Annotated in this window: 19 protein-coding genes; 8 read left to right on the top strand and 11 right to left on the bottom strand. The window is 46.1% G+C overall.

Going from position 1 to position 16,839, the window contains the following annotated elements; translation table 11 throughout:
• Positions 1-185 precede the first annotated feature (185 nt).
• The 3 genes from JGK36_RS06715 to JGK36_RS06705 all read right to left on the bottom strand — a co-directional run bounded on the left by JGK36_RS06715 (position 186) and on the right by JGK36_RS06705 (position 2,158).
• A complete protein-coding gene (locus JGK36_RS06715) occupies positions 186-866 on the bottom strand; it encodes a TIGR00266 family protein (RefSeq protein ID WP_293177867.1) in 681 nt (226 codons plus the stop codon).
• Between the two features lie 37 nt (positions 867-903).
• Entirely contained in the window at positions 904-1,563 is a 660-nt protein-coding gene (locus JGK36_RS06710) for a TIGR00266 family protein (protein WP_293177870.1), read from the bottom strand.
• 202 nt (positions 1,564-1,765) lie between these two features.
• Complete coding sequence (locus JGK36_RS06705) at positions 1,766-2,158, bottom strand: nuclear transport factor 2 family protein (RefSeq protein ID WP_293177873.1); 393 nt, start codon at positions 2,156-2,158, stop codon at positions 1,766-1,768.
• A 383-nt stretch (positions 2,159-2,541) separates the two neighbouring features.
• On the opposite strand from JGK36_RS06705, the gene trpB reads away from it, so the two are divergent.
• The 4 genes from trpB to JGK36_RS06685 all read left to right on the top strand — a co-directional run bounded on the left by trpB (position 2,542) and on the right by JGK36_RS06685 (position 5,286).
• A complete protein-coding gene (trpB, locus tag JGK36_RS06700) occupies positions 2,542-3,789 on the top strand; it encodes a tryptophan synthase subunit beta (RefSeq protein WP_293177876.1) in 1,248 nt (415 codons plus the stop codon).
• A gap of 292 nt (positions 3,790-4,081) precedes the next feature.
• The gene (locus JGK36_RS06695; RefSeq protein WP_293177880.1) at positions 4,082-4,495 is read left to right on the top strand and encodes a CAP domain-containing protein; all 414 of its coding nucleotides are present in this window, start codon (positions 4,082-4,084) and stop codon (positions 4,493-4,495) included.
• Positions 4,479-4,694: a hypothetical protein gene (locus JGK36_RS06690; protein ID WP_293177883.1), complete on the top strand. Its 216-nt coding sequence runs from the start codon at positions 4,479-4,481 to the stop codon at positions 4,692-4,694. Before JGK36_RS06695 ends, JGK36_RS06690 begins: the two co-directional genes overlap by 17 nt.
• Positions 4,648-5,286 carry a ribonuclease D gene (locus JGK36_RS06685; RefSeq protein WP_293177886.1) on the top strand — a complete coding sequence of 213 codons (639 nt, stop codon included), beginning with the start codon at positions 4,648-4,650 and terminating at the stop codon, positions 5,284-5,286. The genes JGK36_RS06690 and JGK36_RS06685 overlap by 47 nt, the downstream gene beginning before the upstream one ends.
• Before the next feature lie 171 nt (positions 5,287-5,457).
• Here JGK36_RS06685 and JGK36_RS06680 read toward each other — a convergent pair whose 3' ends face one another.
• Complete coding sequence (locus tag JGK36_RS06680) at positions 5,458-6,543, bottom strand: hypothetical protein (RefSeq protein WP_293177889.1); 1,086 nt, start codon at positions 6,541-6,543, stop codon at positions 5,458-5,460.
• 453 nt (positions 6,544-6,996) lie between these two features.
• On the opposite strand from JGK36_RS06680, the gene JGK36_RS06675 reads away from it, so the two are divergent.
• Positions 6,997-7,200 (top strand): hypothetical protein, encoded by a 204-nt coding sequence (locus JGK36_RS06675; protein ID WP_293177892.1) that lies wholly within the window; start codon positions 6,997-6,999, stop codon positions 7,198-7,200.
• A gap of 80 nt (positions 7,201-7,280) precedes the next feature.
• On the opposite strand, the gene JGK36_RS06670 is transcribed toward JGK36_RS06675, so the two are convergent.
• Positions 7,281-8,459, bottom strand: a complete 1,179-nt coding sequence (locus JGK36_RS06670) for a HetZ-related protein 2 (protein ID WP_293191216.1) — start codon at positions 8,457-8,459, stop codon at positions 7,281-7,283.
• 132 nt (positions 8,460-8,591) lie between these two features.
• Here JGK36_RS06670 and JGK36_RS06665 point away from each other — a divergent pair, with 132 nt between their 5' ends.
• The 3 genes from JGK36_RS06665 (at position 8,592) to murD (ending at position 12,601) form a co-directional block, all read left to right on the top strand.
• Positions 8,592-8,819, top strand: a complete 228-nt coding sequence (locus JGK36_RS06665; RefSeq protein ID WP_293196549.1) for a hypothetical protein — start codon at positions 8,592-8,594, stop codon at positions 8,817-8,819.
• The gene (glyS, locus tag JGK36_RS06660) at positions 8,812-10,980 is read left to right on the top strand and encodes a glycine--tRNA ligase subunit beta (RefSeq protein ID WP_293196547.1); all 2,169 of its coding nucleotides are present in this window, start codon (positions 8,812-8,814) and stop codon (positions 10,978-10,980) included. Before JGK36_RS06665 ends, glyS begins: the two co-directional genes overlap by 8 nt.
• A gap of 268 nt (positions 10,981-11,248) precedes the next feature.
• Positions 11,249-12,601, top strand: a complete 1,353-nt coding sequence (murD, locus tag JGK36_RS06655; protein WP_293196545.1) for a UDP-N-acetylmuramoyl-L-alanine--D-glutamate ligase — start codon at positions 11,249-11,251, stop codon at positions 12,599-12,601.
• 82 nt (positions 12,602-12,683) lie between these two features.
• Here the strand turns inward: murD and JGK36_RS06650 are convergent, their stop codons facing one another.
• From JGK36_RS06650 to JGK36_RS06625, 6 genes are all read right to left on the bottom strand, one after another.
• Positions 12,684-12,839 (bottom strand): hypothetical protein, encoded by a 156-nt coding sequence (locus JGK36_RS06650; RefSeq protein ID WP_293177903.1) that lies wholly within the window; start codon positions 12,837-12,839, stop codon positions 12,684-12,686.
• A 51-nt stretch (positions 12,840-12,890) separates the two neighbouring features.
• Complete coding sequence (locus JGK36_RS06645) at positions 12,891-13,256, bottom strand: hypothetical protein (protein WP_293177906.1); 366 nt, start codon at positions 13,254-13,256, stop codon at positions 12,891-12,893.
• Positions 13,225-13,407, bottom strand: a complete 183-nt coding sequence (locus JGK36_RS06640) for a hypothetical protein (RefSeq protein WP_293177909.1) — start codon at positions 13,405-13,407, stop codon at positions 13,225-13,227. Before JGK36_RS06640 ends, JGK36_RS06645 begins: the two co-directional genes overlap by 32 nt.
• A 74-nt stretch (positions 13,408-13,481) precedes the next feature.
• A complete protein-coding gene (locus JGK36_RS06635) occupies positions 13,482-13,901 on the bottom strand; it encodes an MAPEG family protein (protein ID WP_293177912.1) in 420 nt (139 codons plus the stop codon).
• Between the two features lie 94 nt (positions 13,902-13,995).
• Positions 13,996-14,655, bottom strand: coding sequence for an SGNH/GDSL hydrolase family protein (locus JGK36_RS06630; RefSeq protein WP_293196543.1), 660 nt, complete (start codon positions 14,653-14,655; stop codon positions 13,996-13,998).
• 177 nt (positions 14,656-14,832) lie between these two features.
• On the bottom strand, positions 14,833-16,581 hold the full coding sequence (locus tag JGK36_RS06625; RefSeq protein WP_293177918.1) for an ABC transporter ATP-binding protein: 1,749 nt from the start codon (positions 16,579-16,581) through the stop codon (positions 14,833-14,835).
• Positions 16,582-16,839: the final 258 nt, after the last annotated feature.

Below are 16,839 nucleotides of genomic sequence, written 5' to 3'. Positions count from 1 at the left end.
GTTTTATGAGGGTGTATTTCAGTTTGGCAAATATGTCTGTAGGGGCGAAGCATGACCGCAATCAATATGAAATTATAATTAATAACTTATATGCGGTCATGCTTCGCCCTCTTCAAAAACCAGATGCACCCTTTTATGAAAGCAATCTCCGTTTATGTTTTGCATATCGCGAGTCTCCACGCTTGCTACCTGGGAGGTAAACGATTGCCGACGGCTTGACCGAATGCTGTGGTATTGTGGGTTTGACAGAACAGGCGACCGTTACCTTTAAATCGACAAACTAAACCTTCTCCACCGAGAAATGCACTCACCCAACTACTTCCTGGGGGCTTAGTAATTTCAAACTTTAAACTTTTCTCAAAGGCGACAATATGACCTGTATCAACAATGTATTCTCCTTTGACTGGAACTTCGTAAATTGCGCCGAAGGAACTCAATAGTACATCTCCTTGACCCCCCATATCTAGCCAGAAAATACTTTCTCCAGAAAACATCGATTTGAAGCCTTGAAAACCCAAGTCAATATTAACATCTGGTGTGCTAGCTAAATAAGAACCTGCTTGTACTACTAAGCCACTTTTGCCCATTTGATAGTGCAGCATATCGCCCAACATTTTGGGTGCTAAAAACAAGGTATTTTCCGGTGTTGGCGATCGAAATACACTTAAAAATAGCGACTCTCCGGCAATCATGCGTTTGAGTCCGCCGAAAATACCGCCACCTTTGCCTTGGCGCAATGTCGTACTTGCTTGTAGATTGCCACTCATCGCCACCATTGCACCTGCCTCAGCAACGATTTCTTCACCGGCATTTAGAGTGATTCGGGCGATCGTGCTGTCGGGTTGTTGTAAAAGTTCAATTTTCATAAGTAGGTACTAGGTAATGGATATATTCGCTCGCAAGTCAAACTTTACTTGATAAAAATTGCACCAAACCATCGATACTTCTGGATTGCAAGTAAATTGTTCCTTTACCCGTCACTTTATTCACAAACCCTTCCCCGGATGTAATCGAACCTAATAATCCGCCTGCCATTTTTATCGACATTTTCATTCCCGATTCGTAAGCTACTAAATGCCCTGTATCGACAATGAAGTCACCATTGATTTGCTTGCTAGTCAAACCACCATAGGCACCAAAAAATACTGTTCCCTGTCCGCTGGCTTGCAATTTAAATAAGCCTTCTCCCGAAAACCAACTGGCAAATCCAGCCCAGCGCACGCCTAATTTGATATCGGGGGTACTGGCAATATAAGCACCGGGTTGAAAACAGAGGTTATTTTCATAGACTTGAGCTTCGGCAATATCTCCGATTGTAGATTGAGAAAGAACGACTTGGAGAGACTGCCGTGTTGGATTGATAAATCGATTGACGAACAGCGATTCACCACCAAAAAACTTTTTCAATACACCTGACAAAAAACCTCCATTAAATTCTGTTTTCATTGTGAGTGCTGCATCCATTGCTATCATCGCTCCTGATTCAGCAATAATGCTTTCTCCAGGTTCGAGTGTAAGAAAAATTGTGGCAAAGGAAGGTTTATAACGAATGTCGATATCCACGATTTTGGTTTCCTGTTGTGTAACAATAACTAAAGGAAGTGAGAATTGTAGGTCTACGCTTTTAGTTTACTACGATTGAATGAGCCAACTGTTGCGTTCTTCAATAATTTTAACATATTGCATAAGGGGGCGGGTTTATGTAGATTGTTTGTTGGTATTAAATATTATTTGTAAAACCCGCCCCCGCCCAAGGACATCATTGCTAGTTGGAACTTTTTGTCTTTTGAATCATCTCCTCTATTGTTTCGGTTTCGCCAATTTCATAAAGACAAATCAGACCATCCTCAATGGTAAAGATTTGATGAATTGTTGCATCCGCAAGCACATTGCATTGCAAATCTTTAATAATTTGATGAACGGTGACAATGTTCCGATTGTTTTCGTCAGTCTCGAATTTTAACGTTTCAAGCTCCGGTTGAATATCCTTAAATTGATTTGTCCAATATTCGCGCACCGCATCGCGTCCATAAACGAAACCGCCTTCCACTCCGTTCGCCCATTTCACGTCTGGGCGCATCAACGAGATGATTGTTTCAATTTCGCGTTTGTTAAAAGCATCGTATAAATTTTGCAGAAACTGCTGATTTGAATTCATAATTGTTCACCATTACGAAGTTTCCATTCAATTAGTTTCCCCAGCGAGCGGGAACACGTCAACCTACCAAAAGTAAAGGTCGGGAGATCCTAGTTTCCATTCAATTAGTTTCCCCAGCGAGTGGGGATCCCTCGATTATAAACCCCATACAGCGCAACGTGTCCAGAGGCTATTTGCGAGGACTCCCAAAAATCTCTGTACAAACAACCTCTCATCTACAGAAAAAATCCCTGAAACCCTTACAGGGCAATATCTCGAAGGCTCCGACGAACTTCCGCCATCCTAGCGATTTTTGGCAGCCCTCGCAAAATTACCCGATCGCCCACCGCCCCGCCACATCGACTAGATATAATAAAATCTGTCCCCTTATCCCCACAAAGTCCGTGACTGTCACACCCCTGCGTCTCACCACAGAAACCACCGAAACCACCGCCCAACGCCCCGACTCCCTCGGTAGATTTGGCAAATTCGGCGGCAAATATGTCCCCGAAACCCTGATGCCGGCTTTATTTGAGCTTGAAGCGGCTTTTCACAAATACCGCAGCGAACCGGAATTTCAACAGCAACTTCAAGGATTACTTAAGGATTATGTCGGCCGCCCCAGCCCATTGTATTTCGCCGAACGCCTCACGGAGCATTATGCTAAACCAGACGGCACTGGCGCCCAAATTTACCTCAAACGCGAAGATTTAAACCACACTGGTGCTCACAAAATCAATAATGCTTTGGCTCAAGCATTGCTCGCAAAACGCATGGGTAAAAAGCGCGTAATTGCTGAAACTGGTGCTGGCCAACATGGCGTTGCTACTGCCACTGTTTGCGCTCGTTTCGGTTTAGAATGCGTTGTCTACATGGGCGTTCATGACATGGAAAGACAGGCTTTAAATGTGTTTAGAATGCGCTTGATGGGTGCTGAAGTGCGACCCGTGGCGGCGGGTACGGGAACGCTGAAAGATGCGACTTCTGAAGCGATTCGCGATTGGGTGACAAATGTTGAAACAACTCATTATATTCTTGGTTCGGTGGCGGGGCCGCATCCTTACCCGATGATGGTGCGCGATTTCCATGCAATTATCGGTCAAGAAACTCGCAGTCAGTGTCTAGAAAAATGGAATGGTTTGCCAGATATCTTATTAGCTTGTGTGGGCGGCGGTTCTAATGCTATGGGTCTTTTTCATGAGTTTGTTGGGGAAGAAACTGTGCGGTTAATTGGTGTTGAAGCGGCGGGAGAAGGTGTGGATACGGATAAACACGCTGCTACTTTGACTAAGGGAACTGTGGGTGTTCTGCACGGGGCTATGAGTTATTTGTTGCAGGATAATGAGGGTCAAGTCATCGAGCCGCATTCGATTAGTGCGGGTTTGGATTATCCTGGTGTGGGGCCGGAACACAGTTATTTGAAGGATGCTGGCCGGGCTGAATATTACAGTGTAACCGATCAGCAAGCTTTGGATGCTTTTCAACGGTTGTCGCAGTTGGAGGGGATTATTCCGGCTTTGGAAACTGCTCACGCGATCGCCTATTTGGAAACTCTCTGTCCGCAGTTAACTGGCAGTCCGCGCATTGTCCTCAACTGTTCGGGACGGGGTGACAAAGATGTGAACACTGTGGCGAAGGTTCTGAATATCTAGTTTACCGGAATTTCGGGCGATCGCCCTGTAGGAATGGTCAGACGGCGGTTTCAACCGCGTCTATATAAATGATGTCCGCCTCCGCCGACTTAGAAGATAACGTAATTTTCATCATCCGTTCTTCAACCCGCGGAGGCGGGTTTTGTCTGTGTAGCCGCGGTTTCAACCGCCCGGTCTTCTTTATCTTTAATAGTTCATGTACAAACCTTTGATTTTAATGTCTCTAGGATTCCTGGCAATCCTACCTAATTGTACTCAACTCATTCCTACACAATCGCTCCCAGAAACTTCCATGAATACTAATATTGCTGCTACGAGTTCAATTGCTGAGTTAGAAAAAGCTGTTAACCAACAGATCAATCAATATCGAGCCTCGAAAAAGTTGCCGCCGCTGACTGTCGATCCGCGAATTAGTCAGATAGCCAGAATTCACAGCGAAAATATGGCAAGTGGGAAAGTTAAATTTAGCCACGATGGATTTGAAGGGCGGGCGAAAGCAATTACTGTTCCCTATCAAAGTGTAGCTGAAAATGTTGCTTACAATTTTGGCTACAGCGACCCGGTTGGCAATGCTGTTGAAGGTTGGATTAAAAGTGACGGCCACCGCAAGAATATCGAGAGTCAATTTAATTTGACTGGTATTGCGATTGCCAAAAATGCCAAAGGGGAGTATTATTTTACTCAGCTTTTTGTCCGTAGTCGATAAGAAGAAGGAAGAAGGAAGAAGGAAGAAGGAAGAAGGAAGAGGAAAGAAGGAAAGATTAATTATCGATTCCCGATTACCGATGCCCGATTACCGATTACCGATGCCCGATTACCAATTACCGATTACCAATTACCGATTACCAATAACCAAGAATGGAATTTCCAGATTTTCAAGTGTGCGATCGCGATATCTCCGATGATCTGCTATCTTATTATTTGACGGCGGAGGCGATCGCCGTTGATACGGAAACGATGGGTTTGATGCCCTGGCGCGATCGCCTGTGTTTGGTGCAGTTGTGCGATCCGCAAGGTAAAGTGGCGGCGGTGCGGATTGCTAAAGGCCAGACGGCGGCGCCAAATTTGAAAAAGCTCATGGAAGCTGAAAATATTGAGAAGGTATTTCACTTTGCGCGCTTCGATCTGGCAACAATGCGTTACAATTTAAGTATTGACATTGCACCTGTTTTCTGCACAAAAATAGCTAGCAAGTTAGCCAGAACTTATACTAACAGACACGGACTTAAAGAGTTAATCCAAGAGTTGGAAAAAGTAGAACTCAATAAAACTTCTCAAAGTTCGGATTGGGGAAATTCCGAGCATCTTTCTGATGACCAATTGAGCTACGCTGCTAACGATGTCCGATATTTGCTGGGCGCTAAACAAAAGTTGACTGCTATGTTGCAGCGAGAGGAACGTTGGGAAGTTGCACAGCAATGTTTTGGGTGTTTGCCAGTTTTTGTAAGTTTGGATTTGTTGCAGTACGATAAGATTTTCGAGCACGGTTCATCTTAGGTGCGATCGCACAACTGCACTCACATAGGTTTGTAGTGAGGAATGCGAGTCCTTCTTCAGATTTTGGATAAGGAAGGACTCGCATTCCTCACTACGAACCTAATTATTATTATTTATTTGATCGGGCTAGATTTGAGTTAAAGAAAGTTCAAAACTTACAACTATTTCTAATTAGAAATCCTCGGGATTCTGTTCTTGCATCAAAGCTTCAAGTTGGTCGTCAACATTTCTGACAACTTGTTCCAAAGCGGGTAAACCTTCCAAAGGTAAAGGAGAAAGCCGAGTGCGATCGCGAATTTGATTCACTTTCCGCTGCAATTCTTTGGCCAGTTGCAGTGCATCTCGACTCAGAGTAGACAATTGCTGCTGCTGGTAAAACCTCAAAGCTGCTCCCCGCAAGACTTGCAGCGTTGCTTCTTCCTTGCCACCCACGGGCATTACTCGCAAGCGCAACAGCAAATGAGTTTTTCCATAGATGCGTTCTACTTCGACTTGTTTGGGATGTTCCACCGGGGAAACAGGCATATCTGTCAGCCGTTTCAACTCGTCGATGACTTCTTGAAACAGGAAGGGAGAGAGACCTTCGAGGATCGATTTCAAAACGCCGTCTTGACTCCAAAGAATCCTACCTTGGGACTGGTGTCTCTCAAAAAACAGCCTACCGATACCGTCTACGAGCACTCTACCGAGCAATTCTTGCAGCAGTTGGGGCGCGGGTAAAGTTGCCAAAACTTCGACGGGGCTTGACAAGTGCACGGCCTCGACATCCAAAACCGAAAGTTCTGTCGGCGTCAGCAAAACCTCAGCATCGGGAGGTTTCAACCGATCGGGAACCCGAATGGAGGGTTCGGGTACAGACAGCAGGGTGTCTGCTTCGGAGCTTGATGTTGTTGGTGCGGGATTTATTGGTGTTGGGGCTGGTATCGGTGTTGGGGCTGGTGTGGTTTCTGTCAGGCTGGGTTCTCTGACTTGGTTCCCGTGGAGCAAGTAAGCTGAGAGCATCGAACGCTGAGTTTCCGGGGCAATTTGCTCCGTTGTCACCGAGCAATTCATGTATGCTAAAATCCGCTGCACGTAGTCCAAAGCGGAGTCATCTTGCACATCGACTACGCCCAATTTAAATAGATTGCCTTCTAGAGATAAAGGCAAAACTTGATAGTAAAGGCAAGCTTCAAAGGGAACAACTGTATCGATTAGTTGAAATATTCGATCGGAGTCCATTGTAGTCGCCGAGTCTGTTGAAGATGTATGTACCATTAGCTTCTCTGTAGTCGGAAGCGCGATCGCGCTATACCAACCTGATTTATAAAATTAAACCATGCAACTTCCCTGACGTAGCTAGGCATCTGAAACCCGGAAGCTTTTATGAAAGAAAAATATTGGGTCTCAGAATTTTCTCTCTTCTGTATTCCAGTCTCAAATTCTACAGAAAGATTGACAACTAGATGATCGCGGGCGGACTATCGACTAACTATCATTTATCGCCCAAGATTGATTCCTATGGCTGGCAAAGATAGAATTTTGTCTGAATGCCCAAGTATGACAGATACACCAGAACTGATGATTGACGTGCAACTGCTGAACTGAGGATTGGTTAAAAAATCCTGAAGAGTCGATCGTCCTACTAATATCTTACTCCACAAAGTTCACGGTGAGCATCCCCGATCGCGAGCGTCAGTCAATTTGAGATTTGAGATTTGAGATTTGAGATTGACTCCTCTAGATGAATCTGGGATGTGGATCTTTGGTCTAAAATTTGGGGATCAGCGCGATTTAAGTACGTGGGACGGTATCCGTTTTTGGGTGAGATCGCGGCAGCACGCGCGATATCCCGATCGATATTACCTGATTCGATCGCGCGGTTTCCACGGGGAAACTCGCAGCAAATCTGGCTGTTCGGGAATTGATTTGTAGCGCGAATTCGGAAAATTCCTACCGCCAATTAACAATTAGCAATTCCCTCCGCTACGCTTCGCCCGCCACTCATTACCAATCTACTCGTTTCGGAGGGATTGAGCAGCTAAATAGAGTTTGCTCCACTCGCCGATGACTTGATTGGTTTTTAACTTTAATTCAGAGGCGATCGTCTCTACACTTTTCCCTGCTTTGAGCGATTCTATCAACTGTCGCTGCACCGGCGTGAGATCTTGTAAATATTGCTGCCACTGGGCGGGAGTCAAGCCCAAACTGTGTTCTTTGAGCGAAATTTCCAGCCAGTTAGCGACTAATTCTGGTGCTTGTTTGACTGCAAACACCCGAATCGCGTGGTAACTGACTTTTTCTCGCAAGCGGTAAATTTGTTTGACTGGCACCTTCAAATCCTCAGCAATTGCCTCTTGGGAACGGCCTTGCAGGTAAAGCCGCAGCCATCGCGAAGCCAGCGGATCGACTTCAGCAGTCAAGTAATTCTCAAATTCTTGTTGGACAATCTGCCGCTGAGTTTGCCGTTCTTCCCAAGCTTGATGTTCTCGATAATCCGACATCGCCTGTTCGTCTAGCAAGCTGAGCGGTTCGTCTGTATCGTCAGGCAGAACCTGTTCCGACACCAGCCGCACCCAATCTCCCGCCGGGACTTGCGTCAACCCGCCCCGCTGGGAACGCCGCAGGTAGTTGACGAAGCGGTACACCAGCAGCGGCTGGTTGCGGATCGGCCGCAAGCAGTATTCTTCAGTGCTCGCTAGCAGCAAAGCATTTCGCAAGCGTTTATCTGTTGTGCATTCGGCAATCCAGGCGACTTGCTGCTGGAGGTAGCGATCGGAATTCAGCATTTCCTGAATCACTTCTTGCAGTACCTCTACCGCACTGCGCTGTCTGTCGCGACTCAATGAAACCCACGCTTGGATTTTTTGCCGGAGCACCACCAAGCCGCCCAGGCGCCCGATCAAGTTGCGGTAAGCTCTTTCTGGCGCTACTCCCAGATACCGCTGCTGCAAAATTCGATATAAAAAGTCGATCGCCCCAGAAGCGACAGCGAGTTGAGTCGGATTTAGAGTGTCAAATCTTTCTGGCTTGTCTCCCAACAGCCAGCGAACAACACTCTCGCGAGTGCTAGAGCTCTCGTCGGGGCAATCTTGTTCGAGTCGCGACTTCCAATCTTCTGCTAGTCTTTCCGCCAAGGTCATGAGCTGCTGAGAATATCTTTCACCCCCGATTTTAAGTGCTATGCTGATCATTTGAGTGTTTTTTAGCTCTAATCAGACCTGTGACCGGTAAAATAATTCTGTGATGTTATTATCGCGATCGCAATTCCAGGCTATTTTGACGGCCGATCCATAACTTTTGTAACGATCGAATCGGGAGATGAATTGCCTCTTGACAAAAACACCAAACTTTGTTATGTAAAAATTTTAGGTCAACTAACGCACTCACCAGCCAATTACCAATTACCAATTACCAATTACCAATTACCAATTACCAATTACCAATTACCGATTACCGATTACCGATTACCAATTACCGATTACCAATTACCAATTACCCATTACCCATTACCAATCCGTAGCTCCCTCACTTCACAATTTCTATATGCCTAACTTTTTATTAGAACTCGGCACCGAAGAATTGCCCGCATCTTTTGTCGCAGGCAGCGTCCAACAGTGGCAGGAACTCGTACCTGCAACTCTGGCAGAACAATCTTTGACAAATGAATCAATTAATGTATACGCAACTCCGAGGCGTTTGGCCGTTCTTGTTAAAGGACTGCCACTCAAGCAATTAGACAGAGAAGAAGAGGTAAAAGGGCCGCCCGCAAGTTCGGCTTTTAAAGATGGCAAACCGACGAAAGCAGCCGAAGGTTTTGCGAAAAAACAAGGCGTAGAAATCGATGCTTTGGAAGTTCGCGCTACCGATAAAGGCGATTTTGTGTTTGTTCTCAAACAGATTCCGGGGCGGATGACGGCGGATATTTTGGTCGAACTTGTGCCGCAGTGGATTAACAAGTTAGAAGGCAAAAGATTTATGCGGTGGGCTGACGGAGATTTGAAGTTTCCGCGCCCGATTCGATCGATCGTAGCGCTGTTTGATGATACTGTACTGCCGATCGCATTGGTCAGCGGTTCAGATACCGTCAAGAGCGATCGCATTTCCCAAGGACATCGGGTGTTGCACACCCCCCCTACACCGGAGATGGGGGGGGTCTCGATTCCGCAAGCCGAGGATTATGTCGAGTGTCTGCGGGCTGCTGGCGTGGAAGTCGATCGACAACAGCGCAAAACTCAAATTAAAGCACAAGTAGAAGCCGCCGCCACCAAACAAGGCGGTTACGCCGACATTACCGAAGATTTGTTAGAAGAAGTTACCGACTTAGTAGAATGGCCCAACGCCGTAGTCGGCAAATTTGACGACGGTTTTTTGATGTTACCGCCGGAAGTAATCACCACAATTATCGTCACCAACCAGCGCTATTTTCCAATTCTCAAAAGCCCAGAATTCCCCGAACTCCTACCCTATTTCATTACAATTTCCAACGGCGATCCGGCAAAATCGGCGATTATTGCCGCAGGTAACGAGCGAGTCGTGCGGGCGAGATTGGCAGACGGTCAGTTTTTCTACAAAGCAGACTTGGTAAAGCCTCTAGAGGATTATTTGCCAAAGTTGGAGACGGTCACTTTCCAGGAAGATTTGGGTACAGTGCGCGCCAAGGTCGATCGACTGTGCAAGATTGCCTCTCTCATCACCAAGCAACTGCAAATCACCGCCGCAGAACAAGCTTACATAGAAAGAGCAGCATTGCTTTGCAAAGCCGACCTTGTAACCCAAATGGTTTACGAATTTCCCGAAATGCAAGGAATTATGGGGCAGAAATACGCCTTAGCTTGCGGCGAACCGGAAGCCGTAGCAACAGGAATTTTCGAGCATTATTTGCCCAAAGGTGCGGGCGATAATTTGCCGCAAACTCTCACAGGTCAAGTTGTCGCAATCGCTGACAAATTAGATACATTAGTCAGCATCTTCGGCTTAGGAATGCTGCCGACTGGTTCCTCCGATCCCTTCGCCCTGCGCCGCGCCGCCAATGCAATAACTAACATTATTTGGGCGGCTCAGTTGCCAATCAATTTGCACCAACTACTTGCAGAAGTTGTCGCAGAATTTACCGCGGTGCGCCCCCAAACATCGGCGGAGTTGCTATCGCAATTATACGAGTTTTTCCTGCAAAGAATTCGCACTTTGCTGCAAGAAGAAAAGAATGTAGATTATGATTTGGTGAATGCAGTTTTGGGAGAAAACGACCCAGAATATACTGAACGAGCATTGAGAGATTTGTTGGACGCGCTGGAAAGAGCAATTTTCCTGCAACAAATCCGCAATGACAAGACTTTGGATCTGATTTACGAAACAGTCAACCGTTCGACTCGTTTGGCGGCTCAAGGTGATTTGGATAAGGTAGAATTGGAACCGAAAACGGCGGTGAAACCCGAGTTATTTCAAAAGTCTTCCGAACAAGCTTTTTACGATGCTGTGGTGCAGTTAGTGCCGCAAACGCTGCTATCGAAGCAAACTCGCAATTACCAACAGTTGGTAGATAGTTTGACGGAGATTGCTCCGGCTGTGAGCAGCTTTTTTGACGGGCCAGAAAGCGTTTTGGTGATGGATTCTGACCCGGAAATTAAGCGCAATCGCTTGAATTTACTGGGTTTGTTGCGGAATCACGCGCGGGTGTTGGCTGACTTTGGGGCGATCGTCAATCGATTTTAAATTTTTAAGGTACGTTGTTGCGCTTCAGCGCTCTTTCCTGCGGGATCATCTCATTTTTGTAAAAAGCATTTTTTCTTTGAGGTGCTCGCACTATAATAAATGCAAAACTGAGATACTCCCCTTTCATACATAGATGAAAGAGCGCTTAAGCGCAACAACATACCTTTTTTCGTAAATTAAGCATAATGGCCAATAGGCAAAAATTCATGCAAGGTTAAGATATAAACTTAGAAAACCAGGGAAATTCGCTCCATCACACACATAACGTATGCCGATCGCTCATATAATTGGATTAGGAAAATCAGGGATTGCCGCCGCCAGACTGCTCAAACGCGAAGGATGGGAAGTAACGCTGAGCGATCGCTCATCGGCCCCAAACCTACTCGAACAACAACAGCAACTAGCTAACGAAGGCATCAATCTAGAGTTAGGTAAATCTTTTGAACCTGACAAATCCATAGAATTAGTAGTAGTAAGTCCGGGCGTTCCCTGGGATATTCCAGCATTAGTACGCGCCCGAGAATTGGGAATTGAAACAATCGGAGAAATGGCTCTCGCGTGGCGCTATCTCAAATCTCCTTGGGTAGCAATTACTGGTACTAACGGCAAAACTACAACTACTGCTTTAATTGCTGCGATTTTTGCCGAAGCAGGGCTTCATGCTCCCGCTTGTGGCAACATTGGTTATGCTGCGTGCGAATTAGCTGCTTCCGAGAAACCGCCGGATTGGGTAATCGCAGAAATCAGCAGCTATCAGATAGAATCATCGCCGTCGGTAGCGCCGCGCATCGGAGTTTTGACGACTTTGACGCCGGATCACCTCAGCCGCCACAAAACTTTAGAAAATTACTACAACATTAAAGCCCATTTGCTGAAAAATTCGGAATTGCAAATCATCAACGGTGACGATCCTGGTTTGCGACAGCAAGGAGTTGACATTTGGCCGGATGCGTGTTGGACGAGTGTTAAAGGTGAAAAAGATTTGTTGGGAAAACACGCTTTTGGAGCGTACATCGAAGACGGTTGGGTAATTGCTCAAGGCGAGAAAATTTTGCCTGCTGAGTCTTTGCGGATGGTGGGCGAACACAATTTGCAAAATTTGTTGATGGCTGTGGCAGCGGCTAATTTGGCAGGGATAGATCAAAGTGCGATCGCCCGGGCGATCGCGAAATTCCCCGGAGTGGCGCACCGCCTCGAACACATCCGCACCTGGGAAGGCATAGATTTCATCAACGACAGCAAAGCGACTAATTATGACGCAGCGCAAGTCGGGTTAGCTGCTGTCAGCGCGCCGGCGATTTTGATTGCGGGCGGCGATCCCAAAGAGGGCGATGATAATGCTTGGATTGATACAATCAAGGCGAAGGCTGTTGCAGTGCTGTTAATTGGGGATGCAGCGGGCCTTTTTAGTGATCGGCTAGAACAAGCAGATTATAACGCTTGGGAAATCGTCGAAACAATGGAAAGAGCCATTCCCAGAGCCGCAGAATTAGGCAAACAAAACAAAGCTAAAGTCGTACTGCTTTCGCCAGCTTGCGCCAGCTTCGATCAATACCAAAGCTTCGAGCAACGCGGCGATCATTTCCGTCAATTGTGTCTCGAATCGCTTCCCAAAAAGTAGGGCTGCATTACGCGATATCCGCAGGGACACGGCAATGCCGTGTCCGGTGCTGGAACCTACAACTTTATAAACAGGCCATCCCTCAAACACTCTTCCAAATATCCTTAATTTTTGCCTGCTGTTCCCATTCCAGCTCATCAAAAACTAGCATCATTTCCTCATGAGTGTAATCAATAATAATCGCAGCCAACTGAGCCACCGTTTTCGCTTCCAGCAGCGCTAGTTTCAATTTAGTCATTACTTCTTTATCCATTAACGCTAAAACTTTAATCTTGACCTCACTTTGACTTTATTTCTGCCTGCAAATCTCATTTAATTTTGGCTGAAAACTGGCAATCTCAGCAGCACTGATTGTATCATGATACCGCGAGGAGATTAAAAAATCTTCCCGACAAAGCTGAGAGCGCAATTTTTCATCAATCTCCAGAATCTTGCCTTCGGAAGTGGCAGTTTTTCCCAACAAAGCTGCGATTTCCCGTTCCAGTTGGCGATTTCCTTGCTCGAAGAAATCTTGAGAGTTAGAACGAAATAAACCGCTATTAACTTGTTGAATTGGGTTAATTGTCAGCGATTGAGCGGAGACAGCAGCCGGAAATACAAAAAAGAATACTGCCAGCCACAAGCTAGGAATTATTGGTTTGAGAATGCTGTTCATCACTATCGGGAGGACTTTTTACCTCTATTGGTTTCTCGTCTTCTGACTCGCTGGCTAATTCATCTTCTAGTGCGAGTTTTTCTTGCCACTCGGTAAGCTGTTGAAAAAGTTGCTGGTTAATTTGAAATACAGGTTTGTTAGTTTCAGACATATTGACTCGTGAAGGTAATTGAAAGAGTTGTATTTGCGTCGTAAGGTGCTGATGCTGCACCCTACTAATATTAGTTATAGCTGTGAAACTTTTACCAGCGACATGATGATGCCAATCAATGAACCGCCAAGCAAAGTTAAAGTAGCTAAGGTACTAATACCAAATCCTGCGGCTCGTTTTTCCGCCGCTTGGTAATAACCCCAAGCAAACAAAATGCGTCCAACTATCCAAACTGCACCGATACCGGCTGCCCAAATTGGGCTGACAAATTGCGAAAACAGCCATAGCGAGGGCAAAAATAGAATCATTTGCTCTAGGGTATTTTGCTGAACTCGCACTACTCGTTCAAAGTCCGGGTTTCCTGTCATCTGCGGGGGAGAAACTTTGTATTTGAATCTGGCTCTGCCAACGTTGATGGTAACAACGAAGTATAGAATTAATGCTGAAACAGTTATTAGACTAGGCCAGAGTGTGGCGTTTGCTTCTGCGAGCATGATTGGGGATTATTGGGGTGGACTAGATATATTCATTATACTATTTTTCTTGACGACGATTGTAGACTGCGTGGAATCGCAGACGAGGAATTTGTTAACTTAGGTGCGCTGACAGACAAGCTTCAAGAGCACCAGCAATTTTCCGAAATCCTTCTCGGTTGGGATGAACGCCATCGGGGAGATCGTCAAGGCTGAGGATATTATATAAATCAACAAAATCTATGGGCTTCCCTGCTTGTTGTTTTTCCTTGACTAACTCCTCGCTGTTTTGATTGTATAGTTTAACTCGCTGATTTAAGGTGGGTTCAGACATTGGCGGAATTGCAGCGACAAAGAGTTTAACATTGGGTGCAGTTTCAAAAATGCGATCGATTAATTGGTTGAGGCGATAGCTTGCAGTTTCTACTTGATACCATTGTCCGATATTATTGGTGCCGATGAGGAGCAAAATAATATCGGGTTGGAAGGTTTGCAGCCACTCCACAACCCGATCGCAAATTTGTTCGATCAGCCAACCGGAATGTCCCTCGTGATGCTGAGAGAGTAAGGTATCGGGGCCATTGCTTAGGGAACCGACAAACTCAATAGCATAGCCTCGATTCTCCATTGCAGGCTGTAAATCGATGCGATATCCTCCTGGTACGAAGTATCCATCGGTAATTGAGTCACCTAGGGGCATTATTTTGATGGGACTATTTCCCGGTGAATCAGTGTTGCTGGAGAGGCTTGAAGGATCGGGATTTTGATTTTCCACGACTATGTTTGATAAATAACTAAGTTAACTACGCTTCAGTTTGTAGTGAGGACTTCAGTCCTTTTCCCTTTGTCTGAAGAAGGACTAAAGTCCTCACTACGAACCTGGATGAAGAAGGACTAAAGTCCTCACTACGAACCTGGATGAAGAAGGACTAAAGTCCTCACTACGAACCTGTCAGTGCAGCAATTCTTCTAGTTTTTGCTGGTTCCACAAATACTGATAAAGCCCTGTTTCCTTTACCAATTCTGCGTGAGTGCCGCTTTGCACTATTTCTCCCTTTTCCATGACGAATATGCGATCGGCACTCGCGGCTGCTGACATTTGGTGCGAGATAAAAATTACGGTTTTGCGATCGGTTCCGGTTGCCAAGTTCTGCAAAATATCGGTAGCAGTTTGATTGTCCACGCTGGAAAGAGCGTCATCTAAAATTAGCACGGGAGCGTCAACTAACAAGGCTCTAGCTAGTGCTGTTCGCTGCCTTTGTCCGCCGGATAAGGTAATGCCGCGCTCGCCGACAACTGTTTTGTACTGTTGCGGAAAGTTGAGGATTTCGGGGTGGATTTGTGCCTGTTTGGCGGCTGCTTCAATCTGGGGTTCTTCTGCTAAAGGATTGCCGTAGCGGATGTTATTCTTGATGGTAGTACCGAACAGAAAGCTTTCTTGGGGCACGTAGGCGATCGCCCCGCGCAACTCCCTCAACTTCACCTCGGTAATATCCTGCCCGTCTACAAACAACTCACCCGCATCGATATTCAGCAAGCGCGGCAGGGCATTAGCCAAGGTTGATTTGCCAGAACCGATCGCCCCAACAATCGAGACTGTTTCGCCCGGTTTGATGGTAAAATTGACATCTTTGAGCGCGGGTATCTTAGCGCCTGGATAGGTATAATTCAAATTGCGAGCGACTATTTCACCTTTGACAGGAGTTGGCAAGTCCGCTGCATCGGGAGCATCCTTAATTTGCGGTTCCACAGTCAAAATTGATTCTATGCGATCGACACTGACTTCTCCGCGCTGGTAAGCAGTAATGGTGAAACCCAACAGCGCCGTCGGAAATACCAAACGCTCGACATAAATCAGCAATGCCACAAAATCGCCGATGCTAATTTCGCCCTTAGCAATTGCTCCGCCACCTGCTGAAAGTAGTACCAACAAACTGATGCTGGCTAAACCGCCCAGTAGTGGAAAAATAAAGTTTCTAGTTTGGGCTAATGTCAAATTTGCTGATAGCAACTTGGCGTTACAATCGCGAAAAGCTCGACGTTCGTTTTCTTCTTGAGCATAGATTTTAATTACGGACATTCCGCTCATATCCTCTTGAATTAAATCGCTCATCGCCGATAGTTCTTCTTGGACTGCTAGTTGCTGGATGCGAAGTTTGTCGCTAAATAACTGTACCAAAACTAGCATTAATGGATAAACTGCGATCGCCAACAGCGTCAGCCGTACATTAATCCCCAGCATCACCGGCAAAGTCAAAGCATAAGCAAAGGCTGTATTCGCCAAACTCAGCACTGCAAAACCCACCAAGCGGCGAATATTGTCCAAGTCGGAAGTAGCGCGATTAATTAAATCCCCTACAGTATTGGCAGCAAAATAAGACGGTTCTAATGTTAATAAATGATTAAATATTTGCTGTTTGAGGTCAAATTCTACTTGACGCCCGACGCCAAACAGCAGAATCCGCGATGCCATCCGAATTCCCCACATGATTGAAGCTAGTACGAGAATCAGTATCACGTAGTTGAAAACTTGGTCAAATTTAGTCGCCACTTGGAGTGTGTCAACTGCATTCCGAATCAGTAGGGGAATGTAAACGCCCACAGCATTGACAATTAATAAGGAAAAAACGCCCCAGAATGTCGGTTTCCAGTGCGGGCGCATATAAGAAATGAGTTTTTGCAGTCGAGAATAACGAGCCATAGGTATAACAGTTGACAGTTGACAGTTGACAGTTGACAGTTAGTACCGAATTTAACCGTTGATGCGTATAGCAGTTGACAGTTGACAGTTGACAGGGGGCACTCCAATATCCGATCGGGCGATATGTCACAAACCACATTATATCTATGAGGACACGGCAGTGCCGTGTCCCTACAGCGGGTATGTAGGGACACGGCAGTGACGTGTCCTGGGCCACCGTTGGGGCCCGCCCTTTTCCCCAAATCCGCCCCCGCCAGC

It is taken from the genome of Microcoleus sp. PH2017_35_SFW_U_B, from assembly GCF_020737865.1.
In the GTDB taxonomy this organism is placed as follows: domain Bacteria; phylum Cyanobacteriota; class Cyanobacteriia; order Cyanobacteriales; family Microcoleaceae; genus Microcoleus.
This window is presented reverse-complemented; position numbering and strand designations above follow the sequence as displayed.